Here is a 26,440-nt window from a genome sequence, read left to right on the forward strand (position 1 = left end):
GCGCGACAGCCGGGCCAGCGCGCTGACCACAGCACGCAATTCAACCCTCAGCTGGACCGCTCAGCCGACCACACCTTGATCGCGAAAGATCGAGGCTAGCGGCACTACCGGCCCGGACGATGCGGTGCTGCTGCCTCTTTGGGGCACTGGCGGTCTGCGGGTTCCAGCGACCTTTCCCTTCGACGTGGGTGCTGGTTGTTACGGGTGTTTGGCGGTCTCGTCCTGCGAGGTGGGTGCTGGTTGTTACCGGTGTTTGGCGGTCTTGTCCTGCGGGGCGGGGTCCGGTCATCACTGGTGCTTGGTGCTCTCGCCCTCCAGGGTGGATGCCGGGCATCTGAGGTGCTTGGTGGTCTCGCCTTCCGGAACGGCCTCAAAGGCCCCAGGGTGGACGTCTCAGGCGTCCCTCCGGCCTACCAGCCACAGGGCCACTGCCAACGGGCACGCTGCGTACGCGACCAGCACTGCGGCGGCCGCTACGGGAGACAGGAGGGAGCCGTATACCGATGTGGTGATCAGGTCGCCAGTGATCTCGCGGGGAAGTGCGCCGATCATCACAGAGCCGAGGCGTTCACTCCATGGCTCCGGGATGTTGCCGATGATTATGGGGATCACGTAGACGAGGCCGGCCAAGGTGGCGATCGAGGCGGCGGTCGAACGGAAGAGCGCGCCCAAGCCCAAGCCGAGCAGCGCGAACGTAGGCACTGTGAGGCTGATGGCAGTGAGGAGTGGCAGTCGGTCCATGAAGGCGTCGGTGTACGCGCCGGAGAAGCGGTCGCCTATCACCCATCGGGTGACGAAGTAGGTGCCGAAGACCGTCACCAAGCCGATGATCAGGCCCAGCGTGCCGACGATGGCGGATTTGGCGACGAGGACGGGCCAACGACGCGGGATGATGGTCAAGCTCGTTCTGATCAAGCCGGTCACGTATTCGGAAGTGATGGCAAGCGTGCCCAGGATGCCCATGCACAGTTGGGGCACGATCACGATCACCTCCTCCAGATCCGCGATCCGAGCGCCGGGTCGCCGGGCGGCGGGGGCGGTGTCGTACATGTTGGCGGCCATCATGGCGAGTGCGAACCCCAAGACAACCGTGCCTAGGCTGAGGCTGAGAATCAGGTGCGTGGAGCGGAGGGAACGTACCTTCAGCCATTCCGAGGTAAGAACGCTCATGCTTTCGTCCGCTCCGAGCTGAGGATGCCGATGCGGGTATCCATTCTTCGGATGAGTGCGGTCATGTGGGGTTGGTCCGTTCGTGAGGGAAATGCTCCGTTATGCCTGTTCCTGAGGCGGGAGCGTTCGTGTGGCCTTGCGTTCCAGAGCCATTGCTGTGGTGTGGGAACGTTCGGTCAGGTGACGGTGAGGAAGCTCGTGCGGCCGTCGTCATAGCGCTTACTGAAGAACTTTGAGCGAGAGCGTGCCGCGGCTCCGCCGGGAAACGCTTATGCAAGTGGCTCTTCCTGCTGCTGGGAGATGCTCATACGAGCGTCCCTTCGTAGGGCGAAAGCGTGCTCGTCCGCGTTGTTGCCGCGGTTGGGGGCGTTCATGGTCGTTGGTTCTTGGTACGGGGATGCTCGAACGCTCGTGCGTCCTTCGGGCGAGAGCGTTCGTTTCACTGGCTGCTCATTTGGCGAGAGCGGGCTTTGGTGTCCTTGCTCCAGTGCTTAGAGTGGGCTTCGCCGTTCGCGCGCCAGCGGTGAGGGCGGCTTCGCGGCCCGCGCTTCCGTGGTGAGAGTGCGTCTGCGGTTGCTCGATCGTGGCGTAGGGGATGCTCGTGTCACTTCTGCTCCTACGGGCATTTCGGTTCGCGTGGGAGCGCGCCTGCATGGGCGCTCGTTTCGGGGCTGATGGTGCTCTGTCGGGGCTGGTCTCGTTTGTGTGGTGGCGTCTGTGGTGTTCGTCCTGGAAAGGGGAGGGAGGATTCAGACGTCTCTGCGGTTGAGTTGGTAGTAGCCGATGGCGAGGGCGACGAGGGGATAGGCGAGGAGGGCGGCAAGTGCGGCCCAGGGAGGCAGAAGACCGTCGCCCAAGCGCGAGGAGAGGTGCTGGTCGGCTATTTGGGGGACGAGATTCGGTAGGAGGAGCGTGGCCACGCGGGTGTTCCAGGGTGGGGGCAAGTAGTTGACGACACCTGGGAGCACGAACAGCAATGCCACGATCGAGACGATTGCTCCCGCTGTTGAGCGGATCGCGGTGCCGAGGCCGAGGCCTACCAGTGCCAGGGCGGTCACCGACAGGCCGGAAGCGAGCAGCATGGGCAGGTCGTCGGTGATCGAGGTGTTGTTGAAGCCCAGCTCGTGACCGCTCGCTATCAGGCGGCTCGCCGAATAGGTGACCAGGAGGACCGCGTTCGCGGCTGTCAACGTGGCCAGGCCGACGATGCCGGCCTTGGCCAGAAGTAATGTGCCGCGTTTCGGGACGGCGATCAGACTGGTGCTGATCGTCCCCGTGGCGTACTCGGAAGTGATCGCGAGCACGCCCAGCACCGCCAGGCTGATCTGGACGAGCGGAAGGAAACCCTGCTCTGGGGCCGCTGCCCGCAGCTCGCCCCGCTCGTCGGCCAGGCCGCTCACATAGAGGGTCCAGGCCACGCCCAGGAGCACTGTGAGGGCCGCCGTACCCAGCGTCTGGTAGGTGGAGGTCACTGAGCGCAGCTTCAGCCATTCGGCGGAGAGGACCGCTTTCATCGGGACGCTCCGTACTGCACGCTTCCGGCGGTCAGGGCCATGTAGGCGTCTTCTAGCGAGGGGTAGCGCGCAGTCAGCTCCGCGACGGTGGCCTCGGCGATCAGCCTGCCGCGGCCCACGATGATGATGCGCTCGGCGGTGAGGGCCATCTCGCTCATCAGATGGCTGGAGAGCAGGATCGTGCGACCTTCGGCGGCCAGAGAACGCATGAGGTCGCGGATCCAGCGCACACCATCTGGATCCAGGCCGTTCACTGGCTCGTCGAACATCAACACGGCCGGATCGCCGAGCAGCGCCGACGCTATGCCGAGCCGCTGTTTCATGCCGAGTGAGAACCCGCCCACCCGTTTTCGGGCCACGCCTGCCAGGCCGACCTGGTCGAGCACCTCGGCAACGCGCATAGGGCCGATGTCATTGGTGCGGGCCAGGGACAGCAGGTGGTTGTAGGCGCTGCGACCGCCATGGACGGCACTGGCATCGAGGAGGGCGCCCACCTCGTGCATCGGCTTGGCGATCGACGTGTATCGGCGCCCGTTGACCAGTGCCTGGCCGGAGGTCGGGGCGTCGAGGCCGAGGATCAGACGCATCGTGGTGGACTTGCCCGCGCCGTTGGGGCCGAGGAAGCCGGTCACGTGGCCCGGCTCGACCCTGAACGACAGGTCGTCCACGGCGAGGGTGCCGCCGTAGCGCTTCGTGAGGTGCTGGAGTTCGATCACGCGGTAAAGGATGCGGGACGGCGCGCCGCCCGCGCGTCGGACCACGGTTCGAATCTCAAGGTCAGACCCTGGGTTGACGTGAGGAGACCGCCGCAGCGGCTACCGTTCAACGCGTGGACGACACCCATCCCTTCTTCGCCAGGCGATTGAGCCGTGGCCAGCTGATCATGCTCGATCTGGCGGCGGGGATGTGCTTTGCCCTTGTCTCTTTCACGGTGGCGGTGAACGCCACCGCGCTGCCGCCCTGGATGAGGATCGCCATCCCCTTCTGGCTGGGGCTGCCGCTGGGGCTGCGAAGACTGTGGCCCCTGCCCGTCTTCTGCTTCACGCTTGTGGTCGCCGTCTTCGCCGCGCTGGTCGACGCCGTGGGGTTCGCCTACCTCGCGCCTGCGTACGCGCTTTATATAGTCGCCCTCTCCGACAGGTTCGGGGCCGTGGTCCCGACGTCGGCCATCGGCGGGTTGAGCCTGGTCACAGTCCTTGGCCTGGCTCTAGCGGGTGCGCCGCGTGACACCGCTCCGGGATGGCTGTTGCATCTCGACCAGCCGCTCATGGGGATCGCAGCGCTGGGCGGCGCTTGGACTGTCGGCCGGGCCGTGCAGGAGCGCCGGCTCTACGCGGCCCGCGACGCTGAGCGGTTGGCGGCGCAGGCGGTGACGGAGGAGCGTTTACGGATCGCTCGCGAGCTGCACGATGTGGTCACACACAGCGTGGGATTGATCGCCGTCAAGGCCGGCGTGGCCAATCACGTGATGGCGACCAAGCCGGACGAGGCGCATGACGCGCTGCGTGTGATCGAGACGGCCAGCCGGAGCGCGCTGGTTGAGATGCGCTATTTGCTCGGTGTGCTTCGCTCTTCATCCAAGCCCGACCTTGTCCCCGCGCCTGGTCTGGCGGGGATCGAAGGGCTGGTGGCGCAGGCTCGGCTGGCCGGGGTCGAGGTCAGGCTCGAGGTACGGATCGGGAATGGCGATGGACGCGGAGAAGGGGAGCCCGGCAGGCGAGGGCGGATGCCTGAGGGCGTGGGGCTGTCGGTTTATCGCATCGTGCAGGAAGCGCTGACGAATGTCATCAAGTATGCCGCGCGCGCTCGCTGCAGGGTGTCCGTGGTCGCCGATGGCAAGAAAGTACGGATCGAGGTGGTGGATGACGGGACTGGCAGTCGTACGTCGTCTGCTGCCGGCACCGGGCATGGTCTGATCGGGATGCGGGAGCGGGTCATGATGTACGGCGGGACGTTTGAAGCCGGGCGCCTTTCTGGCCGAGGGTTCCGTGTTTTCGCCGAACTGCCTTATGAGGAGGTCTTGTGATCCGGGTCGTTATCGCCGACGATCAGGCGTTGCTCAGGGGAAGTTTTCGCGTGCTTGTGGACTCCGAGCCAGATCTGGCTGTTGTCGGTGAGGCGGCCACTGGGGTGGAGGCTGTTACTGTCGCTTTGGAACAGCGGCCGGATGTCGTGCTTATGGATGTTCGAATGCCCGAAATGGATGGGATCGAGGCCGCTCGGCGTCTCCGGGATGTTTCCCGAGTGCTTGTCGTGACGATGTTCGACCTCGATTCTTATGTCTATGATGCACTGAGGGCTGGGGCTAGCGGATTCCTGCTTAAGGACACGCCGCCTGCGGATCTACTCGCCGCTATCCGCGTGGTCGCGAGTGGGGAAGCTTTGTTGGCGCCTACGGTTACGCGCAGGCTGATTGAGGAGTTCACGCGTACACCGGTTCTGCCTCGGGTGAAGGGGTTGGACGGGGTTACGGAGCGGGAGCGCGAGGTTCTGATGTTGATCGCGCGCGGCTTGTCCAATGGGGAGATCGCGGAATATCTTCAGGTGAGCTTGGCTACGGTGAAGACTCATATCACTCGGTTGCTGGCCAAGCTGGAGGCTCGGGATCGGGCACAGCTTGTTATCGCGGCATATGAGAGTGGGCTCGTTTCCGCTGCGGGCTAAATTCGCGCGCGCCGGCGCCGAGTCACGGAGCTGATGTTGGAGCTGTCGGCGCTTGCTAGGGCGATATTGGCGGCCTTGTTTGAGGAATTGGCCGAGGTCTCGAGGGCCAGGGTCTCGGGTGACGTCATAGCGAGATGCGGCGTGGTGGTGAGATGCCGCGGTGGTGAAGTGCGGCGTGGTGACGGGATGCCGGGCGGTGGTGGTGCGGCGTGGTGGCGGGATGCGGCGCGGTGGGCGCGGTGGTGAGGTGCCGGGCGGTGATGAGATGCCGCGGTGGTGAGGTGCGGCGTGGTGGTGGGATGCTCGGTGGTGGGATGCGGCGCGGTGGTGAGGTGCCGGGCGGTGATGAGATGCCGCGGTGGTGAGGTGCGGCGTGGTGGTGGGATGCCCGGTGGTGGGATGCGGCGCGGTGGTGAGGTGCCGAGCGGTGATGAGGTGCCGGGCGGTGGTGGGATGCGGCGCGGTGGTGAGGTGCCGGGCGGTGGTGAGGCTTTTCATCCTGGGTCTATTTGAGGCAGTTGCTGGTCCTCAGCTGAGGTGCAGCTTCGACTCGAGTCGTGCGTCGGCTGCCGATGTCGCCGACCGGCTGCCGGGGATCTTCGAGGACCGTGACCTCGTTGGTCCGGAAGGTGACGCGCTTCAGGAGATGGCCTGCTTGATGCGGTAGAACGGCACTCGTACCTGTCGGGCTCGTGGAGCCTTACAGCCGGGATCTCAGCACGTCGACCTCGCAGCCTGGCGAGGACGGGTCGAAGCCGTGCTCGACCAGCCAGCGGATCACCAGCAGGCTTCGCAGCGACCACCACGCGCGGATCACGTCAAGGTCGACGTCGGTGCCGTAGCCGGCGACGACGTCGCCAAGGTGCTCCTCGTGTCCGAGCGTCAAGGTGGCGAGGTCGAACAGGGCATCGCCCTGGCTCGCCTCGGACCAGTCGATCACGCCGGTGATCTCGTCACCGTCGACGAACACGTGGGTGATCTGCAGGTCGCCGTGCGTGAACACCGGTGTCCACGGCCGGAGCGCAGCCTCGGCAACCTGGCGGTTGCGCGTGACCAGCTCGGTGGGAAGGACGCCGTTCGTGACGAGCCACTCGCATTCGTCGTCGAGGCGCGATGCGATCTCGTCGAGGCTCCGACCGGGCCATGGCGGCAGTGGCGCGTCATGCAGCTTCCGTGCGGCGGCACCCGCTGCGGCCCACGCCGCCGGCGACGCGGTGGACGGCTCGCCGAGGCGGCCGAGTGCCGTGCCTGGGAGGGCGGCGAGCGCGAGCACGGGCGGCTTCCGCCACAGGACCTCCGGCGTCGGGATCGGCGCCATAGCCATCGCCTCGACCTCGACGTCGGTGCGCGTCTGATCGGAGTCGATCTTCAGAAACACGTCACCGACGCACAGGGTCGCGCGCTCGTTATGGGCGACGACGACCTCGACCTCTTCCACGTTGGCGATTATCGCGGGGATGACCATCGACGTCACCGGGTTTATCGCGTGCGACTGCACGGCTGATCCACTCCGGCGTCGGCGGCGTGGGCCTGCCCGGCGGCCTTGCGCACGCCACTGACCGCTGACGGATCGAGCAGGGAGGTATTTCTCATCTGAAGGCGCAGGTCATGACCCGATTGCGGATCACCCGGCTTGATCACAAATAGCGAAGCCCCTGTAGATGGGTTGTCGATCAAGAGCAACACCATTTCAGGAGCTTCGTGTGCTGTTCCACCGCGCCGCAGTACCGGTGTCACGCCGCTCCCTGGCCCACCTCGCCGGCATCATCCGCCGCCACCGCACCGCCGGCGGCTCACGATGGCGCAAGCTCACCTCTGGCCAGCAGGCATTACTGGTGCTGGCCCACCTGCGCGACGGCGACACTTACGCCCAGGGCGGCTGAGTCAGCGCCAAGCTCCGCGGTCTCGACGAGCGCGCGAAAGGCCCAGGTTGTAGAAGCTTTGCTGTAGCCCGTTCAAGGTTGAGCATCTCTGAAAGGTCGTTGCCGGGCTTCACGATCGGCGCGTTGCCCGTGCCGTATAGAGATGAAAAGGGGGTGTTGATGGATATTTGGTGTGGGTTTTCTCGGTGGTTGTAAGGCGTGGTGGCGCGGGTTCTTTTAGTTGGTGGTGAGTTGGTCAGGGGGTTCTGGTGAGCCATTCGAGGTGGGCGCCGCCGAATGGGCCCTTTCTGTGGCCTACTGCGTCGAGTAGCCAGCGGGCAGTGGCTTCTGCCTGGGTGATGAGCTCGGGGGGATAGCCCAGGAGGACCTGATGTTCGGCGAACTCGTCTTCGTCGTCGAGGATGAGCCGGCCGTCTCGCATCCTGATCACGTCGAGGTCGAGGTCGAGCATCGTCACCTCGCCGTCTCTCCACTCGGGGACGGTCGTGACGTCGACGTAGATCTCGCTTCGGTGGGGTGGTGCGTTGAAGGACGCAGTCCACCAGGCGTTTCGAGGGAACAGCATGATCGCAGTGGTCTCCCACGTGACCGGTGGGCCCTCGCCCTTGCGGGCGACCGTTCCACCGGGGACTTCGGCCCAGACTCCGTGTTCGTCCTCGCCCAGCAGTTGGCCGGGGTGGTTCCAGTGCAGCGCTCCGCCGTACTTTCGGTACACAATTCGCACATTGGTCACGTCTGGCAACTTATCTGCGGTGCGGGGGCTTCAGCGTTCAGGGCCCCACGTATTGCGCAGGACCCTGGAGTTCGTTCGGGTGGCTGGGGTTGTCGCGTTAGGCGTGTTGACGTAGGGCCTCTGTGATGGCAGCCAGGCGCTGTGGGGAGGCCAAGCCGGCGTGGTACAGGTGAAACTCGGTCGCGCCTGCCTTGGCGTACGTACGGAGTTGGTCGGCCAGGGCCGCGGCGTCGGCCGGACGAGGGGGCAGGGCCAGGACGTAGGCGCCGATTCGCTGGCCAGGGGTGGACAGGTCCTTGAGCTGGGCGAGGCGGGCGGCGTCCGTGGCGGGGTCGCCCCAGCAGTTGGCCACCAGTACGTCTGCTCCCGGTTCGCCTGACGGCAGTGGTGCGAAGGCGCCTGCTGCCCAGGGGTTCGGGTTGGCATGCAGGGTGATGGGGGTGTTGGGGGCGGTGCTACGGGCGACGGCGATCAGGCGGTGGCGGAGAGAGTCGGACAGGTCTACGCGGATGGCGCGGACCTCGTCGGTCAGCTCGCCGAGAGCCTGTTCGATCGTGAGTGGGTGAGTGCTGGGAGTCGTGGTGCCGGTCGTGGTGGTGGTGCCGGCCGTGGTGGTGGTGCTGACCGTGGTGGCGCCGACTGTGGTGGTGTCGGCCGTTGTGGCGCTGGCCGAGGTGCTAGTGCTGGCCGTGGTGGCGCTGGTCGTGGCGCTGGCAGGGGTGTTGCCCGCCGTGGTGGTGCCGATTGTGGTGCTGGTGGCGGTGGTGCCGAGCGTGGGGGCTGGGGTGGGTTGCGCGGGGTGGGTGCGGTCGATGGTGGCGCGGACTCTGTCTCGGGTGTCTGCGGGGTAGCGGTCGGCGCAGGCAGTGCAGAAGCACAGGGAGAGGAGGTCCGAGTCGGCGGGTGTCCAATCCGCACCGGACGTCTTCTCGTGGACGCTCTGGTGGCCGAAGCCCATGGGGCCACAGGCCTCCAGGATGAGGCCGTCCGGCTCGCCCACAGTGAGGATCTCCTTGACCAGGTGCTCGCAGTACTCCAGGACGTCCTCGTGGGCGGGGCAGAGCGCGTACGGGTACGGGTCGCCGAAGGCGTTGCGTACGACCAGGTCGGGATTCGCGGTGCCCAGGTGGGAGTTGTGAGTCAGGACGGTCCAGGCGTGCACCTGGAGGCCGACCGCCTTCAGAGCGTCTCGGGCCTGGAGGTACGCGTCCTCCGGGGTCCAGGTGGGGGTCGCGGGGACCAGGCGGGACCAGGACGCCGGGCGGATCGGCAGGTAGAAGGCCGGATAGGGAACGTCGAGTACGCGATGGGACGGGTGGTAAGGCGTGGCCGCTCTCGTCGAGTGGTAGCTCGCTGCCAGAGCTACCGCCTCCACCCCGAGGCCGGCCAGGCGGTCGGGGGCGGAGGGGTCGCCGACGATGTCCCAGGGGTAGACGTAGGCCACGTTCACCAGCGCGGTCTCCTTGCGGAAAAGGTGGGCTCGAAGCGTTGCATGTAACTCGTGTCGTCGCGGGCGGAGATCCCGCACTTCTCGTACTGCTCGTTCATGACGGCCAGCGCGTCGCGGTCGAGCTCGACGCCGAGGCCAGGGCCGGTGGGCACGGTGACGGCGCCGTTCACGAAGCGCAGGACGCCGGGCGCCACCACGTCCTGACCATCCTGCCAGGGGGTGTGCGTGTCGCACGCGAACGTGAGGTTCGGTGTGGCGGCGGCCAAATGGGTCATGGCGGCCAGGCTGATCCCGAGATGGGAGTTGGAGTGCATGGACAGCGCCAGGCCGAATGTGTCGCACAAGGTGGCGACGTGCGCGGAACGTACGAGACCGCCCCAGTAGTGGTGGTCCAGGAGGAGTACGCCGATCGCGCGGGATGCGATGGCGGGAGGGAGGTGTTCATGGGTGACCACGCACATGTTCGTGGCGAGCGGCATGGGGACGGCAGCGGCCACTTCCGCCATGCCGGAAATGCCGGGAGTGGGGTCCTCCAGGTATTGGAGGGTGCCTTCCAGTTCCTGGCCCACGCGGATCGAGGTCTCGACCGTCCAGGCGGCGTTCGGGTCCAGGCGGAGGGGAACCCCGGGGAATGCCTCGTGAAGCGCGCGGGTTGCGGCTATTTCCTGGTCGGGAGGGAACACGCCGCCTTTGAGCTTGATGGACTCGAAGCCGTATTCCTTGATGAGGAGGGACGCTTGTTCTACGAGACCCGATTCGTCCAAGGCCGCGCCGAACCGGTCGGGGTCCTGGCCGGGGTGGCCCGCCCACTTGTAAAAGAGGTACGCGCTGTACGGCACCGCATCTCGGACACGGCCGCCCAACAGGTCGCTCACCGGGACACCGGCCGCCTTGCCCCGGATGTCGAGGCAGGCCACCTCGAAGGGGGAGAAGACCCGGTCGATGCTCTTCTCCTTGGTGGCGGCACCGGTCAGTCCGTGCAGGTCGGTCACCGTGTGACCGACGATTGCGCTGATCCGGGCGTACATCGTGTTCGTGGCGTGCACGTCGAGGCCGATCAGAGCCTGCGCACATTCGCGTATCTTGCCCAGGTGCCCGAGGTCCCCATAGGTCTCCCCCAACCCGGTCAGGCCCTCATCGGTGACGACCTCGACAATGGTACGGAGGGCCCACGGCTCGTGGACTCCGGCGGCGTTCAGAAGCGGCGGATCCCGGAAGGCGACAGGGGTGACGTGGATCTGTCTGATGATCATTTAGACCGCCGTCCAGATATGTGAACAATAGCCAGATTTGTGGACAAGTTGCCGCAACTGTAAGAATCAAGCTGAAGAAGTGTCAAGCTCGGAAGGGCCTTTCGATGATCTACGGACACGACCCCAGGACCGGCGGGACCGTTGGCGCCGCACTGCCGGAGACCGACAGTGCCGGGGTCGACTTGATCGTTTCCGCCGCGGCCGCCGCCGGCGCTGCCTGGCGGGCGACTCCGGCGGCTGAGCGGGCGCTCGCGCTCGAGGCCGTCGCCGACGCGCTCACCGCGCACGTGGACGAGCTGTGGCAGCTCGCCGACCAGGAGACCGCGCTCGGCGAGGTACGGCTGCGCGGCGAGGTCGCGCGTACGGCGGGACAGTTCCGGCTCTTCGCCCAGGTCCTCAGGGACGGCGGTTACGTCGAGGCCATCATCGATCATGCGGACGCCTCGCTCGCGCCGCCGCGGCCCGACGTGCGGCGGATGAAGCACGCGCTGCCCGGCGTCGTCGCCGTGTTCGCGGCCAGCAACTTCCCGTTCGCGTTCTCGGTGGCCGGTGGTGACACGGCGTCCGCGTTGGCAGCGGGATGCCCGGTGGTCGTCAAGGCGCACCCCGGGCACCCGAACACCTCCGAGCGGGTGGCGAAGATCGTTCGTGACGCGCTCCCGTACCCCGACCTGCTGGGTCTGGTGCAGGGCATGCAGGCGGGGATCGATCTGGTGCAGCACCCCGGAGTGGTCGCGGCCGGGTTCACCGGGTCCGTGGCCGGAGGTAAGGCGATCCAGCGCCTGATCGACGAGCGGGAGGTGCCGATCCCGTTCTATGGCGAGCTGGGCAGCGTCAACCCCGTCGTCGTGCTGCCCTCCGCTCCGGCCAAGGACGTGGCCACGGGGTTCGCCGGGTCGCTGACGCTGGGGGTCGGGCAGTTCTGCACGAACCCCGGGCTCATGTTCGTGCCCGAGGGTGACGAGCTGCGCAAGGCCCTGGCCGAGGCGGTCGAGGGGACCAGCGGTGGCCCCATGCTGGCCGAGCGGATCAGGGACGGGTACGTCGGCGGCGTCGAGCGGCTGGGCGAGCTGCAGCTGCTGGCCGAGGGCAAGCCTGGGGAGGGGAGCTGGGCGGTCACGCCCAAGGTGTTCACCGCCGATCTCGACACGTTCGAGGAGAAGCTGCCGCGGATCGCCGAGGAGTGCTTCGGGCCGGCGTCGATCGTGGTGACGTATCGGGAAATTTCCGATTTGCGGCCCGTGCTTGAGCGGCTGGAAGGGTCGCTGACCGCGACCGTCCACGGCACCGATCCTGAGGAGGCCGGCGAGGTCGTCGAGGTGCTCGGGAGGAAGGCCGGCCGGCTCATCTGGAACGGGTGGCCGACCGGGGTGGCCGTGTGCTGGGCGATGCAGCACGGTGGCCCTTGGCCTGCCGCGACCACGACGTCCACCTCTGTCGGGGCGACGGCGATCGATCGGTGGCTGGCGCCCACGGCGTACCAGGACTGGCCGGAGGCGCTGCTGCCGGACGAGCTCAAGGACGACAACCCGCTGTCCGTTCCGCGGAGGGTTGACGGTCGTCTGGAGGTGTGAGCGGGTCACTCCCGAAATGGGGGTGATGGTGGTCGCGGGCGCTGACAGGGCTCGTGGCGATGGTTTCGTGCGGCTGACTGGCCGGCTGTGAGGCTGGCTGGTCGGTCGCGGGCCGATGGGGCGGCCATGGGCGACGGCGTGGCAATGGGACTGGGTCCGGTTCCTGGGGCGGGGGTCGGGTGTCGGCTTCGGGATGAGGTGGGGGTGGGGTTGGGCGCCGGCCCTGGGTGGGGTTGAGCGTCGGTGCATAGACGAGCTCGCTGAAGCGCTGCAGGACGGCGCCATCGACGCCGCCACCGCGGTCAGGGTTCTGCGCAATGCCCAGCGCTTCATCGACAAGCACCTGCGCAACCTGAACCAGGACCCGCCGAGCTCGTGGCCGGACTTCCCGCCGGCAGCCATTCTGGACCTGGCTGAGCTGCCGCCCTTCGACGTCGGCTGAGGCTGGATCAAGGGCTGGCGGGTCAGGTACCGGCTATGGCCAGGCCGGTGGTGATGATGCGCTCCAGGGAGGCCGTGTGCTCGGGGGTCGGGTCCATCAGGGGTGGGCGTACGCCTCCGACCTCCGCCCCCCGCAACCGCGCCCCCGCCTTCACCAGCGAGACCGCGTAGCCGGGTACGAGATCGCGGAGCTCCACCAGCGGGAGGTAGAAGTCGGTCAGCAGCCGCTGCGTCAGCACCTCGTCCCCGCCCGTCACCGCCTTGTAGAAGGCCAGGGAGATCTCGGGCGCGAAGGCGAACACCGCGCTCGAGTACAGGTTGACGCCGAGGCCGCGGTAGGCGGGGACGGTCAGTTCGGCGGTGGGGAGGCCGTTGAAGAAGGTGAAGTCCTTGCCGGTGGACCGGCGGACGGTGAGGATGATCCGTTGCAGCAGGTCGAAGTCGCCCAGGCCGTCCTTGAAGCCGACGATGTTGGGCAGCTCGGCGAGTTCGGCGACGGCTGAGGGGGTGAAGCGGGCGGTGCCACGCTGGTAGATGATGATCGGCAGGTCGACGGTCGCGGCCACCTCGCGTACATAGCGCACCAGGCCCGCGGGCGGGCCGCTGACCAGGTACGGAGGCATGAGCAGCAGCCCGTCGGCGCCCTGGGCGGCGGCCGCGCGGGCGATGGCCCTGGCGGCGGGCAGCGGGCCGCCGGCGCCGGCGAAGACGGGGACGCGGCCCGCGGTGGAGGCGACGGAGACGCCCACCACCCGGGTGTACTCGTCGAGGTCGAGGGCGTTGAACTCGCCGGTGCCGCACGCGGCGAACACTCCTCCCGCTCCCGCCGCGACTCCGTCGGCGACGTGCCGGGCCAGCGCGGGTTCGGCGAGGTCGCCACCGGATTCGAAGGGGGTCACCGGGAAGAAGAGAACACCATCCAGCCGCATCGACGGTCCTTTCTAGCGGATGCCCTCCCTGCGCAGGGTGGCAGCCAGCTTGCGGGTGTGTTTGATCGCCGCCTCGGTGATCCGCTCGACCTCGGCGGGCGCCAGCCTCGCGGGCATCGAGCAGCTGATCGCGTCCGTGGCCGGGATGCGGTAGTCGACCGCCACGGCCACGCAGGCAAGGCCGGGGGTGCCCTGCTCGCGTTCGTACGCCCAGCCGCGGGTGCGGACCTGGTCGAGCTCGCCGGTCAGTTTGTTCAGGTCGGTGATGGTGCGGTCGGTGAGCGAGGACAGCGGGTCGGGCAGGATGGCCATGACCTCGTCGTCGGTGAGCTGGGCGAGCAGCACCTGGCCGAGCGCCGTGACGTGGGCGGGCAGGCGCCGGCCCACCCTGGGGATCACGTGGTCGGCCTCGCGTGACTCGCGGGTGGCCAGGTAGAGCACGTGCGCGCCGTCCCGGCGGGCGAAATGGGCGGTCTGGCCGATCTCTGCCCGCAGGTCCTCCAAGGTCTCCTGCGCGAACGGCAACGCGGGATCCTTGTCGAGGTACGCGGTGCCGGTGAGTAGCGCGTGCGGCCCGATCCCGAACGCGGACCTGGCCGAGTCGGTCTCGACCCAGTTGAGCTCGACCAGCGTCCGCATGAGGGCATGGAGGCTGCTGCGCGGGAACCCGGTGCGCTGCTGGAGCTCCGACAGCGTCAGGCTGTCGTGCGAATCGGCCAGGGCCTCCAGGATGCGCACCGTCCGCTCCGCGGACTTGACCAGCTGAGGCTCCATACTCAATCCCCTCTACTGCTGCGGGTTGACATCCAGGATATGGGATAGCGTCCAGATACATGGACACTTAACCCTTGATGGCGCCGCTTGTCAGACCGCGCATGAACTGCCGCTGGAAGGCCAGGAACGCGATGATCGACGGCAGCAGCGCCAGCAGCGAGGCGGCCAGCAGCACGCCGATCCCGACCTCCTCGTCGGAACGGAGCGAACGCAGCGCGATGGGCAGCGTCCACATGCTCGACTCGGGCGCGACGATCAGGGGCAGCAGGTACTGGTCCCAGATCATCGTGAAGCCGAACACCCCGATCACGCCGAGCGCGGGACGGCACAGCGGCAGGATGATGGTGGCGAAGATCCGCATTTCCCCCGCGCCGTCGATGCGCGCGGCCTCCTCCAGCTCGACCGGCACCTCCTTCATGAACTCGGTCATGACCAGGATGGAGAAGCCCCAGGCGCCGACCGGCAGGATCATGCCCGCGTACGTGCCGATGAGGTTCACGTGCAGCAGCGGCATGTCGGCCAGGACCAGCGAGAGGGGGATCGCGATGATCTCCTCGGGGAGCATCATCGTGGTGAGCATGAGCAGCAGCACGAACGTCATGCCGCGAAACTTCTTGCGGGCCAGCGAGTACGCGGCGAAGACGCTCACCAGCATCTGCAGCAGCAGGCCGAAGCCCACGACGATGAAGGAGTTCAGCAGGTAGAGGTAGACGTTCTTCTCCTTGGCCTGGACGAAGTTCTCCAGCGTGAACTCGTCCGGCCACAGGGAGAAGGCGGTGGGGTCGAGCGTCTTGCTGAAGGCGCTGACGAGCAGCCCGACCAGCGGCCCGGTGAAAACGACCACCATAAAGCTATAAATCAGGACTTTTCCGCCGACGGCCAGAGGCCCCTTGCGCGACTCCAGCCCCAGCGCGCTGTCGAACCTCATGTCGCCTGCCTCCTGCGCAACATCTGCGCGACCAGGGTGAGCACCAGCGTGGCCAGGAACAGCACGATCCCGCCCGCCGAGGCCACGCCCAGGTCGTTCTTCTGGAACCCGAGCTTGTAGATCAGCGTCATCAGCACCTCGGACGACCCGTTCGGACCGCCGTTCGTCAGGACGTACACCTCGACGAAGACCCGCAGCCCGCGGATGGCGGCCAGCGTGAACAGGATCCAGAACACCGGCCGCAGGGCGGGCAGCGTGATGTGCCGCAGCCGGTGCCAGGTGGAGGCGCCGTCGACGGCCGCGGCCTCGTAGAGCGTGCGATCGACGCCGACCAGCCCAGCCAGGAAGATCATCATGTCGTACGGGGTGCCGCGCCAGATGCTCATCAGCATGATCGACCACAGGGAGGAGTGCTCGCTGGCCAGCCACGGCTGGGGATCGATGCCGGCCCAGCCGATGATGACGTTCAGCATCCCGCTGTCGGCCGGGTGGAACATGATCCGCCACACCTCGGCCACGGCCGCCATCGTGGTGACGACGGGCAGGAAGGCCGCGGTGCGCACGAACCACAGGTAGCGCGCCGGTCCCTCGATGAGCAGCGCGAACCCCAGACCCAGGACGAGCGAGCCGACCGTGGTGCCCAGCGCCAGCAGGATGCTGTGCCAGATGGCCGCGGCGAAGTCGGCGTCGCTGATGATCGTCTGGTAGTTCTGCAGGCCCAGCCACTCGTCACCGAGGAACGTCTGGACCTTGAAGAAGCTCTTCCACAGGCCCACGAACATCGGGATGAACTTGAAGTACAGGAACAGCAGCAGCGCGGGCGCCAGGAACAGCCAGGTGATCAGCGGCCCCCGCCACCGCACCCGCTTGGTGCGGCGGTGGGGGGTCGCCGTACGGCTGCGCGCCTCGGTCAGTGTCGAGGTCATGACGCTTTCTGGCTCTGGAGTTCCTGGGTGAGTTTGGTGTTCAGCTGGTCCATGGCCGCCTTGACGTTGGAGGAGCAGTCGGCCCAGACCGCGTTGATGGAGTCGGCGGAGTCCTGGCGGATGGGCGCCCAGTTCGGCACGGGCGGGGCGTAGACGGCGTTCGCGTACGCGTCCTGGAACACCTTCCAGCGCGGATCCTGCCGCTCGGCGGCCATGTCGACCTGCGTGTTGACGGGCAGGCGGACGATGGCGCCGTTGGCGTCCTTGTTCATGCCGATCCTCTGGCCGTCAGGGGAGATCGCGAACTCGGCGAACTTCTTCTGCGCGTCCTGCTGGTCGGAGCCGGCCATCAGGTAGACGTTCTCGCCCTCGCCGAGGGTGCCGGGACCGCCGGACGGGCCCTTGGGCAGGGGCAGAACCTCGATCTTGTCGGTGCCGACGCTCTTGACGAACCTGGCCAGCACGTACGGACCGACCAGGTAGATGCCGCCCTGGCCCTTCTCGAACACCTCGTGCGTGACGGTCGTGTCGTTGCTGACGGCGCCGGGGTTGACGGTCTTGGTCTTGCAGAACTGGTCCTGCAGGTACTGGACGGCCTCGACGGTCTTGGGGTCGCTGACCGTGGACTGGAAGTGGCCGCCACCGGTGCTCTTGATGAAGTCTCCGCCGTTGGCGTAGATGAGGGACGAGGCGTACCAGGAGGCGTAGCCGCGTTTGGTGCCCGCCGGGATGACGAAGCCCGCCGTGTCGGCCTGGCCGTTGCCGTCGGGGTCCTTCTCGGTGAACGCCTGCGCCAGCTTGGCCAGGTCGTCCCAGGTCTTCGGCGGTTCCATGCCGACCTTCTCGCGCCAGTCCTTCCGTACGATCAGCGCGAAGGCCTGGGCGGAGAACGGGGCGGCGTAGAACTTGCCGTCGCTGCCCGTCGCGGCCACCCACGCGCGGTCGGACAGCTTGTCGCCGCCGGCCAGCGTGGCCTTGTCGATCTCGCGCAGCCAGCCCTGCGAGTGCATGTTCCCGAGCTGGGCGGTGTCGTTGATCACAATGTCGGGGAGCTTCTTCTGGGCGGCCTGCTGGTTCAGCTTGGTCTCGAAGTCGTCGAATAGCGCGACGACTTTCGTCTTCACCCCGCTGGCCTTCGTGAATGCGTCGGCGAGTTTCACCGCTGTCTTGGCGGAGTCCGAATCGGGCGCCTGCCTGATCCAGATCTCCAGAGCGTTGTCTGAGCTTGATCCCCCGGAACCGCAGCCTGTCAGCGTTACGGCCAGGGTCGCTGTCATCGCGACCCCGAGCAGACGACGTGACATCAGACCGCCTCCCGTTCACATACGTGGACATGAGTCGTGGACTTGAACTCGTGGCTGTGAACGTAACTAGTTGCATGGTTCACGGTCAATATTCAAGGATGTGAATTTCGGCCAGAATCGTGTACACCATGAGACATGCGCATTCTTATGACCGGAGCCGCTGGAAAAGTTGGCACGCTGCTCCGCCCACGGCTCGCCCGTGACGGCCGCACCCTGCGGCTTTCCGACCTTCACCCGATCGAGCCGGGCCCCGGCGAGGAGTGGGTGACGGCCGACCTCGCCGACCCGGCCGCGGTGGCCGAGGCGATGAAGGGCGTGGACGCGGTGATCCACCTTGGCGGCCAGAGCCGGGAACATCCCTGGGCGGACATCGTGCAGGCCAACATCAACGGCACGCAAGTGCTGTTGGAGGCGGCGCGCGAGGAGGGCGTCCAGCAGTTGGTGCTCATGGGCAGCCATCACGCGGCCGGTTACCACACCCGCCCCGCTGACGGCTCCGATTTGCCCGACTACGCCTTTCCCCGGCCTGACACCTTCTACGGAGTGAGCAAGGTCGTCATGGAGGCGCTCGGGAGCCTGTACCACGACCGGTTCGGCATGAACGTCACCGTGGTCCGGCTCGGCACCTGCAACGAGGCCTCCGGCGACACGCGCGGGCTGGCCACGTGGATCTCGCCGGACGACCTGACCCGGTTGATCGAGGCAGCGCTGACCGCGCCCGGGTACCACGTGGTCTGGGGGGTCTCGGACAACGCGCGGCGGTGGTGGTCGCTGGAGGAGGCCAAGGCCATCGGGTACGAGTCCCGCGACTCCTCCGACTCCCAGGCGGCGGCGCTCATCGCCGAGCTGGGGGAGCCGGATCTTTCCGAGCCGCTCCACAACCGCGCCGGAGGGGTGTTCACCCTCAACGAGCTGGGGGGTCGCTGGTAACCCTGGTCGATTCGCGGCCGCTGCCGTATCGGGCGGGCCGCATCGCAGGGGGTGGAAAGCGGAAGGGCCGGCAACCGGTTGCAAGAACCTTGACGACGGGAGGCGCGAAGGTCAAGGTTTATTCTGGCAACCGTTTGCAAGGGAGAACGACGATGGCGGCGACGATCAAGGACGTGGCCCGCGCCTGCGGCGTGCACGTCTCCACCGTGTCCCGCACCTTCTCCGCCCCGCACCTGGTCAATCCTGCCACCAGAAGCCGCGTGCTGGCCGCCGCCGACGACCTCGGTTACCGGCCCAACCGCGCCGCCAGGGCGCTCACGACCGGCCGCACGTTCAACATGGGCCTGATCGTGGCGGACATCGCCAACCCGTTCTTCCCGCCGCTCATCAAGGCCGCCCAGGCGCAGGCCAGGGGCCGCGACTACCACGTGTTCGTGGCCGACACCGACGAGGATCCGCGCGTCGAGGAGGAGCTGATCAGGACGTTCGCCAAGCAGGTGGACGGCGTCCTGCTGTGCAGCCCCCGCCTGTCGAACAAGATGATCGAACGGCTGGCCGAGGACGTGCCGTTCGTGGTGGTCAACCGGCGCATCCGGGGCATGCCCGCCGTGCTGATGAACGTCGCCCAGGGCGCCAAGCTGGCACTGGAGCACCTGGTCGGGCTGGGGCATCGCAGGATCGCGCTCGTGTCGGGCCCGATCGGCTCGTGGACCAGCAACGAGATGCAGGGCGCCGCGGCCGAGTCGCCCGGGCTCGACCTCGTCTTCTTCGGCCCCAACCAGCCCACGGAGTCGGGCGGCCTGGCGGTGGCCGCCGACGTGGCGGCCTGCGGGGCCACGGCGGTGCTGGCGTACAACGATCTCGTCGCGCTTGGCCTCATTGAGGGGCTGTCGGAGATGGGGATAGGGGTACCAGACCAGATAAGTGTGATCGGGTTCGACGACATCCTGCCGGGACGGCTCAACCGGCCCAAGCTCACCACGGTGGCCATGCCGGCGGTGGCCGCCGGGAGGATGGCCGTCGACCTGCTGCTCCAGTCGGGGGGCGAGGGCGCGACAGTGACCCTCGACACCGCCCTCATTGTCAGAGAGTCCACGGGAAGGGCCCAATCATGAACTTCGGAACGCTGCCGTCAGGGGAGAGCGTCGAGCTGGTGGAGCTGTCGTCGGGACGGCTGCGCGCCGAGGTGCTCACGTACGGCGCCATCGTGCGCTCGCTGGAGGTGTCCGGCCGCAACGTGGTCCTCGGCCTGGACACGCTGGAGGACTACCTGACCCGCAGCCGCTACTTCGGCGCGGTCGTCGGCAGGTACGGCAACCGCATCGCGAACGGCCGCTTCACCCTGGACGGCGTCGAGTACGAGCTGGCCGTCAACAACGGCACCGCCCACCTGCACGGCGGCATCGTGGGCTTCGACAAGCAGGTGTGGTCCATCGAGTCCAACGACGCCACGTCGGTGACGCTCAGGCTGATCAGCCCCGACGGCGACGAGGGCTACCCCGGCACGCTGACCGCCCGGGTGACGTACACGCTCGAGGACGACGCGCTCCGCATCGACTACGAGATGGAGACCGAGGCCCCGACCGTGGTCAACCTGACCAACCACTCCTATTTCGACCTCTCGGGCGAGGGCGACGTGCGCGACCACGTCGTGCGGATCGACGCCGACCACTACCTGCCGGTGGACGACGCCAAGATCCCCACCGGGGAGCTCGCGCCGGTCAAGGGCACGGCGTTCGACTTCACCGAGCCGCACGCGGTGGGGGAGCGCAACGACGGCGCCTACGACCACTGCTACGTGCTCGGCGGTGGCGGCGCCACGGTGACGGCCGGCGGCCTGACCATGGAGGTCACGACGACCGAGCCGGGCGTGCAGTTCTACACCGGCCACATGCTGGACGGGGACGCGACGCCGTACGGGCCCTTCGGCGGGCTGTGCCTGGAGACGCAGCACTTCCCCGACTCGCCCAACAAGCCCCAGTTCCCCTCCACCGTGCTCCGCCCGGGCACGCGCCGCACCTCGACGACCACGTACAGATTCACGTCCTGATGGGTTGCAGGGCGGCGGAGGCCTTGATCACCAACAGGGCCACGTCGTCCTGCGACGGCTCCTCGGCGAACGTCTCGACCGCGTGCCGCACGCGTTCGGCCACCGCGTGGGCGCTCAGCCCCGTGCAGCCCGACAGCAGCTCGGCCAGCCCGTCGCCGTCGTCGAGCAGCCGGCCGCCGTTGCGCCGCTCGGTCACCCCGTCGGTGACGCACAGCAGCAGCTCCTCCGGCGCCAGCTCGAACGTCTCGACGTAGAACCTGGCGCCGGACTCGATGCCCAGCAGGAGCTGCGGGCTCGCCATGGGCTCGACCTTGCCGTCCCGCCGCAGCAGGAGTGGGGGAGGGTGGCCCGCGGAGGCGATCGTGCAGAGCGCGCCGCCCTGCGGCAGCGGGGTCAGCTCGCCGCACAGCAGGCTGAGGAACCTGCCCTCCTCACCCTCCTCCAGCAGCGCGTGGTTGAGCCGGTCGAAGATGTCGGCCACCGTGTAGTGCTCCTTGGCCAGCAGGCGTACGGCGTGGCGGGCGAGCCCGGTGACGGCGGCCGCCTCGGGCCCGCTGCCGCAGACGTCGCCCAGCGCGAAGCACCAGTGGTCGGCCACCGTGAACAGGTCGTAGAAGTCGCCCCCGACGTGCGCCCCCTCCTCGGCCGGCTCGTAGACGACCGCGGACTCCAGGCCGGGCATGGGCGCCACGCGCATGGGCAGCAGGCTGCGCTGCAGCACCCGGGAGGTGGTCGCCTGCCTGGCGTACAGCATGGCGGTGTGCAGGTTGAGCGCCACCAGGCGGCACAGGTCCGACAGCAGGTCGGCCAGCTCCAGCGGCAGGGTCGGCTCGATGCGGCCGATCACCAGCGCCCCGTGCGACCTGCCCTGCGTGAGCAGCGGGAACGACAGCACGGTCTCGGGGCCGACCGGCCAGCTCACCTCGCTGAGGGCGGTGCGCGGGATGGCGGGCAGCGACTTGCGCAGGTCGGCGTTGTGGCGCTCCTCGCTGTGCCAGACGTGGGCGAGCCTGGTCATGCCCGCGAGGTCGGTCAGGTAGACGGCCGCCCAGGTGGCGATCTTGGGTACGACGAGCTGCGCGGTCAGCGCCGCGATCAGCTCCTCGTCGTGCACGCCCGCGAGCAGCTCGCCCGCCTCCGCCAGGAACGACAGCCGCCCCCGGTGCGCGCGGTCCTGCTCGGCCAGCCGCTCGCGCTGCACGGGCACGGCCACCTGGCCGGCGATGTGCTGGAGGCTGACCGTGAGCTCCTGGTCGAAGCGGTCCGGCTGGGCGGCCGTCACCACGATGTAGCCGGCCAGCTCGCCGCCGACCAGCAGCGGCGCGCACGCCAGCGACCTGGCGCGCAGCTGCTGGGCCAGCTCGACGTCCACGGCGAGCAGGTCCTCGATCATGGTGGGAGTCGTGCGCTCCGCGCCGAACACGCCGGTGGCCAGCACCCCCACCAGCCCCGCCGTCGCACCCGCGCCCGCCGCCACGCCGAACCTGTTGCCGCCTTCCGCGGCGAGCAGCACGTACGCGGCGTCGCCCCCGCTGGAGATCTGCACGATCCGGGCGATCGTGTCGAGCAGCTCGGCGAACGGCATGTCCTGGGCGAGCAGGTCCTTGATGCGCCGGCCTGCCCCGCCCAGCTGCGGCGCCGGCGGCGGCGTCAGCACGTAGCCGTGGTCGGCGGCCACCACCATCCAGATCGAGCAGCGCTGCCGCCGGGAGCGCAGGTGGGAGACGTAGACGGGGACGAGCCGGCCGTCCTGGTGCCGCATGCGCGCCTCGCCCCGCCAGCGGCCCAGGCCGAGGGTGTCGGCCAGCGACAGCGCGTACGGCCCGTGGCCGCGCCAGGCCACTAACCGCTCCAGGGATCGGCCGACCGCCTGATCGGCCCGCCAGCCGAGCAGCTTCTCGGCCTCCGGGTTCCACGACCGCACGACCCCGTCGCGGTCGGCGACGATCACGCCGACGTGCAGGGTCTCGATGGGCGCCGCGGTGGGCGGCGGCGCGGCCTCCTGGACGTCGCAGCCGTCCGAGATCTCCATGCGCACCCAGACGCGCTTGGCGGTCCTCGTGTACGTGACGCCCCAGGCGTCGGCCAGCATGCCCGCGAGCGCGAGGCCGCGCCCCGACGCTCGCGTCGGCTCGGGCGCGGGCCCGGCCGCCAGGATCGTCCGCGTGGGGTGGCGGTCGTCGACCTCGATCTCCAGCTTCGGAGGGCTGGCCGTCACGTCCAGGCGGCAGGTGAGCTCGACGCCGGTGCCCGCGTGCACGACGGCGTTCGTGACGAGTTCACTGGTCAGCAGCACGGCGTCCTCCGCCAGATGACTCAGGCGCCATTCGCCGAGCACCTGGCGGACGAACTTGCGCGCCTGAGCCGGGGCATGTGGCGTCCCGTCGAAGGCCGTGCTCGACACCCTGGTCGTGTCCACTCTGCGTCCTAGAACATCACTCGATGTGGCAGTACGGTCACTCTCAGAGTGTCAGAATGGTGCCGTTGATACCTCCTGTTGTGAAGAAGGTGGGCCGGACCGGCGCGCTCAGGGCACGAGGGCGGCCCTGAGGCGGTCCACGTGCGCCTTGGTGAGGCCGTTGGCCAGCAGGAGCCCCTCCGCGCCGCCGAGTTCGCCCAGCGCGACCAGGAACGTCCGCATCGCGCTCTCCGGCGCCTCCAGCAGCGCGGCGGGCGCGTCCCGCGACGGCGTCATGTCCAGCATGAGCATGACGTCGGGCAGCGCCTTCGCGGTGAGCGCGTAGTCGCGGACGATGGCCTCGTGCTCCACGCCGAGCAGGTCGAGGATCAGCGCGACGACGATGCCGGTGCGGTCCTTGCCCGCGGCGCAGTGGACGAGGGCGGGCAGGCCGTCGGCGATCTCGGCGACGACGCCGGCGAACCAGGTCGTCCTGTGCCGCAGGAGGCCGACGTACAGGTCGCCGAGGGTCAGGTCGGGCGGCAGCGCCGCGAGCTGGGCAGGCGAGGCGTCGGAGGAGCCCGCGCCGAGCAGCGCGTGCCGGACGGCGCCGCCGAGGACGGGCGCCCAGTCGCCGGGGCCCCGCTCGTTGTCGCCGCGCAGGTCGGCGATGAGCCGCAGCCCGGCCACCAGCTTCGCGTCCTCGGCCGTGAGGGTGTGCGGCTGCGCGGAGCGGTAGAGCACACCGGGGCGCAGCGCGGTCTCCGTCGCGATGTCCCGGAGGTTGAGGAGTGGCATAGGACCATTCAGGAAGGAGTTGTCTGCGGCCGTACGGCTTTTACGTGGCCATCGGGTGAACCTTCCCGGGATCTTCGTGCCCGTTTGGCGGGGTCGTCGGCGAGCCTCCGCGCGATCCACGGTGTCTCCGACGTACCTTTGGCATCATGGCCACCCGTACGCCGAAAAGCGCATCGAAGGGGCCGGCGAAGCGGTCGACCTCGTCTCGCTCGACCCCCGCCAAGCGCGGGGCCTCGTCGACGGGACGTCCCCGGGCGGCCTCCGGTCGCAAGCCTTCGATGACCCACCCGGACCCGATCAGCTGGGTCTTCACGATGATCGGCAAGCTGATCGTCGGGCTGTGGATGCTGCTCGCCAACGGCATCGGCAGCACGGCTCGCGCGCTGGGCAAGAACGCCCGCGAGCTCGATCCCGCGCACCGGCGCGACGGGGTGGGCCTGACGGTGCTCGCGGGAGCGATCGTGCTGGCGGCCATGACGTGGCGCAACGCCGACGGGGCCGTCTCCGGCGTGGTGAACGCGACCGTGCACGGCGTGTTCGGCTCGCTGGCGTGGGCGCTGCCGCTGCTGTTCGGGCTGCTGGCCTGGCGCTACCTGCGCCACCCCGACCAGAACGCCGACACCGGGCGCATGGTGATCGGATGGGCCGCGCTGATGGTCGGCGTGCTGGGCGTCATCCACGTGGCCAACGGCACCCCCTACCCGGCCGGCGAGGGCCAGGGCATGGACAAGGTGGCGCAGGCCGGGGGCATGGTCGGGTTCATCGTGTCGGCGCCGCCGATGAGCATCCTGCCGCCGTGGATCACGATCCCGCTGCTGCTGCTCCTGTCCGGGTTCGGCGTGCTGGTGATCACCGCGACCCCCGTGCACCGGATCCCGGAGCGGCTGGCCGAGCTGAAGCACATGCTCTTCGAGCGGCATGCCGAGCCCGCGCCGCGGCAGCCGGGCAAGAAGCGGGTCAGGACCTCCAAGAAGGCAGCCGAGGAGGGGGGCGACTCGGTCAAGCCGTACGACACCCCGGTCTTGTCGGACAAGACCGACAAGCGGCCCGAGCACTCGCCCGAGATCGTGCCCGGTCTGACGGACGAGGACGAGGCGCCCGCCGCCGAGCCCGAGAAGCGGCCGGAGCCGCCTCAGCCGACGCCCGCGCCCCGCAAGGTGGAGCAGCTCGTGCTGTCGCCGCAGGCGGGCCCGTACAGCCTGCCCGACCTGCAGTTCCTCAAGCAGGGCACGGCGCCCAAGCCGCAGACCAAGGCCAACACCACCGTGGTCAACGCGCTGACCAGCGTGCTCGAGCAGTTCACCATCGACGCGCAGGTGATCGGGTTCACCCGGGGGCCGACGGTGACCCGCTACGAGATCGAGCTGGGGCCCGCGGTCAAGGTGGAGAAGGTCACGGCGCTCACGAAGAACATCGCGTACGCCGTCAAGTCCGCCGACGTCCGGATCTTGTCGCCCATCCCGGGCAAGTCGGCGATCGGGGTCGAGATCCCGAACGCCGACAAGGACCTGGTGGCCCTGGGCGACGTGCTGCGCGCGCAGGTGGCGCAGGCCGACCATCACCCGATGATCGTCGGCCTGGGCAAGGACGTCGAGGGCCGCACCATCGTCGCGAACCTCGCCAAGATGCCCCACCTGCTCATCGCGGGCGCCACCGGCGCCGGTAAGTCGGTCTGCGTCAACGGGCTGATCACGAGCATTCTGATGCGGGCCACGCCCGACGAGGTGCGGATGGTGCTGGTCGACCCGAAGCGGGTCGAGCTCAGCGTGTACGAGGGCATCCCCCACCTGATCACGCCGATCATCACCAGCCCGAAGAAGGCCGCCGAAGCCCTCGAATGGGTCGTGGGCGAGATGGACCGGCGCTACGACGACCTGGCGGCGTCGGGGTTCAGGCACGTCGACGAGTTCAACAAGGCCGTGCGGGCCGGCAAGCTGCAGCCGCCGCCCGGGAGCGAGCGGGTCTACCAGCCGTACCCGTACCTGCTGGTGATCGTGGACGAGCTGGCCGACCTCATGATGGTGGCCCCGCGCGACGTCGAGGACTCGATCGTGCGCATCACGCAGCTCGCCCGCGCGGCCGGCATCCACCTGGTGATCGCCACCCAGCGGCCCTCCGTGGACGTCGTCACCGGCCTGATCAAGGCGAACGTGCCGTCCAGGCTGGCGTTCGCCGTGTCGAGCCTCACCGACTCGCGGGTCATCCTCGACCAGCCGGGCGCCGACAAGCTGGTCGGCCAGGGTGACGCGCTGTTCCTGCCGATGGGCGCGAGCAAGCCCATCCGCATCCAGAACGCGTTCGTCTCCGAGAAGGAGATCGCCGAGATCGTCACGCACTGCAAGGCGCAGATGCAGGCCGAATACCGCGAGGACGTGGCCGCCGCGCCGGTCAAGCGGGAGATCGACGAGGACATCGGCGACGATCTCGACGTGCTGATCCAGGCCGCCGAGCTGATCGTGACCACCCAGTTCGGCTCGACCTCGATGCTGCAGCGCAAGCTGCGGGTCGGGTTCGCCAAGGCGGGACGGCTGATGGACCTCCTGGAGAGCCGGAACGTGGTCGGCCCGAGCGAGGGCTCCAAGGCCCGCGAGGTGCTGGTCAAACCGGACGATCTGCCGGGTTTGCTGGCCGACCTGCGTGGCGAATGACCCCAATGCGTGCCTGCCGGGTAGTAACTGGTTGAATATAAATCACTACCCATTGTGGTAGCAGGTGCAGGTG

The 26,440-nt window shown here is 68.3% G+C and carries 21 protein-coding genes and 2 pseudogenes; 9 read left to right on the forward strand and 14 right to left on the reverse strand.

The window, feature by feature from the left end; translation table 11 throughout:
• Positions 1-393: 393 nt before the first annotated feature.
• From ACWEPL_RS37815 to ACWEPL_RS37825, 3 genes and pseudogenes are all read right to left on the reverse strand, one after another.
• Positions 394-1,170 carry an ABC transporter permease gene (locus ACWEPL_RS37815; RefSeq protein ID WP_452439015.1) on the reverse strand — a complete coding sequence of 259 codons (777 nt, stop codon included), beginning with the start codon at positions 1,168-1,170 and terminating at the stop codon, positions 394-396.
• Between the two features lie 749 nt (positions 1,171-1,919).
• The gene (locus tag ACWEPL_RS37820) at positions 1,920-2,684 is read right to left on the reverse strand and encodes an ABC transporter permease subunit (protein ID WP_452439016.1); all 765 of its coding nucleotides are present in this window, start codon (positions 2,682-2,684) and stop codon (positions 1,920-1,922) included.
• A 62-nt stretch (positions 2,685-2,746) separates the two neighbouring features.
• A pseudogene (locus tag ACWEPL_RS37825) lies at positions 2,747-3,400 on the reverse strand (ABC transporter ATP-binding protein); the annotation flags it as partial.
• 113 nt (positions 3,401-3,513) lie between these two features.
• On the opposite strand from ACWEPL_RS37825, the gene ACWEPL_RS37830 reads away from it, so the two are divergent.
• A complete protein-coding gene (locus ACWEPL_RS37830) occupies positions 3,514-4,710 on the forward strand; it encodes a sensor histidine kinase (protein WP_363967662.1) in 1,197 nt (398 codons plus the stop codon).
• Complete coding sequence (locus ACWEPL_RS37835) at positions 4,707-5,348, forward strand: response regulator transcription factor (RefSeq protein WP_350724704.1); 642 nt, start codon at positions 4,707-4,709, stop codon at positions 5,346-5,348. The genes ACWEPL_RS37830 and ACWEPL_RS37835 overlap by 4 nt, the downstream gene beginning before the upstream one ends.
• Positions 5,349-6,048: 700 nt before the next feature.
• Here ACWEPL_RS37835 and ACWEPL_RS37840 read toward each other — a convergent pair.
• Positions 6,049-6,786 (reverse strand): phosphotransferase family protein, encoded by a 738-nt coding sequence (locus ACWEPL_RS37840; protein ID WP_452439017.1) that lies wholly within the window; start codon positions 6,784-6,786, stop codon positions 6,049-6,051.
• A 265-nt stretch (positions 6,787-7,051) separates the two neighbouring features.
• On the opposite strand from ACWEPL_RS37840, the pseudogene ACWEPL_RS37845 reads away from it, so the two are divergent.
• A pseudogene (locus tag ACWEPL_RS37845) lies at positions 7,052-7,222 on the forward strand (IS5/IS1182 family transposase); the annotation flags it as partial.
• Between the two features lie 244 nt (positions 7,223-7,466).
• Here the strand turns inward: ACWEPL_RS37845 and ACWEPL_RS37850 are convergent.
• The 3 genes from ACWEPL_RS37850 to ACWEPL_RS37860 all read right to left on the reverse strand — a co-directional run bounded on the left by ACWEPL_RS37850 (position 7,467) and on the right by ACWEPL_RS37860 (position 10,667).
• On the reverse strand, positions 7,467-7,964 hold the full coding sequence (locus tag ACWEPL_RS37850) for a DUF402 domain-containing protein (protein ID WP_363967869.1): 498 nt from the start codon (positions 7,962-7,964) through the stop codon (positions 7,467-7,469).
• Between the two features lie 97 nt (positions 7,965-8,061).
• On the reverse strand, positions 8,062-9,414 hold the full coding sequence (locus ACWEPL_RS37855; RefSeq protein ID WP_452439018.1) for a hypothetical protein: 1,353 nt from the start codon (positions 9,412-9,414) through the stop codon (positions 8,062-8,064).
• Complete coding sequence (locus ACWEPL_RS37860) at positions 9,411-10,667, reverse strand: glucarate dehydratase family protein (protein WP_363967654.1); 1,257 nt, start codon at positions 10,665-10,667, stop codon at positions 9,411-9,413. Before ACWEPL_RS37860 ends, ACWEPL_RS37855 begins: the two co-directional genes overlap by 4 nt.
• A 104-nt stretch (positions 10,668-10,771) precedes the next feature.
• Between ACWEPL_RS37860 and ACWEPL_RS37865 the strand changes: the two genes are divergently transcribed.
• Together ACWEPL_RS37865 and ACWEPL_RS37870 are read left to right on the forward strand one after the other, a co-directional pair.
• The gene (locus ACWEPL_RS37865; RefSeq protein WP_350724714.1) at positions 10,772-12,241 is read left to right on the forward strand and encodes an aldehyde dehydrogenase (NADP(+)); all 1,470 of its coding nucleotides are present in this window, start codon (positions 10,772-10,774) and stop codon (positions 12,239-12,241) included.
• A gap of 193 nt (positions 12,242-12,434) precedes the next feature.
• The gene (locus tag ACWEPL_RS37870) at positions 12,435-12,683 is read left to right on the forward strand and encodes a hypothetical protein (protein ID WP_452439019.1); all 249 of its coding nucleotides are present in this window, start codon (positions 12,435-12,437) and stop codon (positions 12,681-12,683) included.
• Between the two features lie 22 nt (positions 12,684-12,705).
• Here the strand turns inward: ACWEPL_RS37870 and ACWEPL_RS37875 are convergent, their stop codons facing one another.
• The 5 genes from ACWEPL_RS37875 to ACWEPL_RS37895 all read right to left on the reverse strand — a co-directional run bounded on the left by ACWEPL_RS37875 (position 12,706) and on the right by ACWEPL_RS37895 (position 17,543).
• Positions 12,706-13,611, reverse strand: coding sequence for a 5-dehydro-4-deoxyglucarate dehydratase (locus ACWEPL_RS37875; RefSeq protein ID WP_452439020.1), 906 nt, complete (start codon positions 13,609-13,611; stop codon positions 12,706-12,708).
• Positions 13,612-13,623: 12 nt separating this feature from the next.
• On the reverse strand, positions 13,624-14,385 hold the full coding sequence (locus tag ACWEPL_RS37880) for an IclR family transcriptional regulator (protein ID WP_350724718.1): 762 nt from the start codon (positions 14,383-14,385) through the stop codon (positions 13,624-13,626).
• Between the two features lie 67 nt (positions 14,386-14,452).
• On the reverse strand, positions 14,453-15,313 hold the full coding sequence (locus tag ACWEPL_RS37885) for a carbohydrate ABC transporter permease (protein ID WP_363967646.1): 861 nt from the start codon (positions 15,311-15,313) through the stop codon (positions 14,453-14,455).
• Positions 15,310-16,239, reverse strand: a complete 930-nt coding sequence (locus ACWEPL_RS37890; protein WP_350724721.1) for a carbohydrate ABC transporter permease — start codon at positions 16,237-16,239, stop codon at positions 15,310-15,312. The genes ACWEPL_RS37885 and ACWEPL_RS37890 overlap by 4 nt, the downstream gene beginning before the upstream one ends.
• A complete protein-coding gene (locus tag ACWEPL_RS37895; RefSeq protein ID WP_350724723.1) occupies positions 16,236-17,543 on the reverse strand; it encodes a sugar ABC transporter substrate-binding protein in 1,308 nt (435 codons plus the stop codon). Before ACWEPL_RS37895 ends, ACWEPL_RS37890 begins: the two co-directional genes overlap by 4 nt.
• A 135-nt stretch (positions 17,544-17,678) precedes the next feature.
• Between ACWEPL_RS37895 and ACWEPL_RS37900 the strand changes: the two genes are divergently transcribed.
• From ACWEPL_RS37900 to ACWEPL_RS37910, 3 genes are all read left to right on the forward strand, one after another.
• On the forward strand, positions 17,679-18,473 hold the full coding sequence (locus tag ACWEPL_RS37900; RefSeq protein ID WP_363967642.1) for an NAD-dependent epimerase/dehydratase family protein: 795 nt from the start codon (positions 17,679-17,681) through the stop codon (positions 18,471-18,473).
• Positions 18,474-18,625: 152 nt separating this feature from the next.
• Positions 18,626-19,588 (forward strand): LacI family DNA-binding transcriptional regulator, encoded by a 963-nt coding sequence (locus tag ACWEPL_RS37905; RefSeq protein ID WP_355201651.1) that lies wholly within the window; start codon positions 18,626-18,628, stop codon positions 19,586-19,588.
• Positions 19,585-20,523: an aldose epimerase family protein gene (locus ACWEPL_RS37910; RefSeq protein WP_363967640.1), complete on the forward strand. Its 939-nt coding sequence runs from the start codon at positions 19,585-19,587 to the stop codon at positions 20,521-20,523. Before ACWEPL_RS37905 ends, ACWEPL_RS37910 begins: the two co-directional genes overlap by 4 nt.
• Here ACWEPL_RS37910 and ACWEPL_RS37915 read toward each other — a convergent pair.
• A complete protein-coding gene (locus ACWEPL_RS37915; RefSeq protein ID WP_452439021.1) occupies positions 20,513-22,942 on the reverse strand; it encodes a SpoIIE family protein phosphatase in 2,430 nt (809 codons plus the stop codon). The two genes, ACWEPL_RS37910 and ACWEPL_RS37915, sit on opposite strands and share 11 nt — an antisense overlap.
• Before the next feature lie 108 nt (positions 22,943-23,050).
• Positions 23,051-23,719, reverse strand: coding sequence for a tyrosine-protein phosphatase (locus ACWEPL_RS37920; RefSeq protein WP_363967636.1), 669 nt, complete (start codon positions 23,717-23,719; stop codon positions 23,051-23,053).
• 146 nt (positions 23,720-23,865) lie between these two features.
• Between ACWEPL_RS37920 and ACWEPL_RS37925 the strand changes: the two genes are divergently transcribed.
• Positions 23,866-26,367 (forward strand): DNA translocase FtsK, encoded by a 2,502-nt coding sequence (locus tag ACWEPL_RS37925; protein WP_452439022.1) that lies wholly within the window; start codon positions 23,866-23,868, stop codon positions 26,365-26,367.
• Positions 26,368-26,440: the final 73 nt, after the last annotated feature.

The organism is Nonomuraea sp. NPDC004186, from assembly GCF_053603495.1.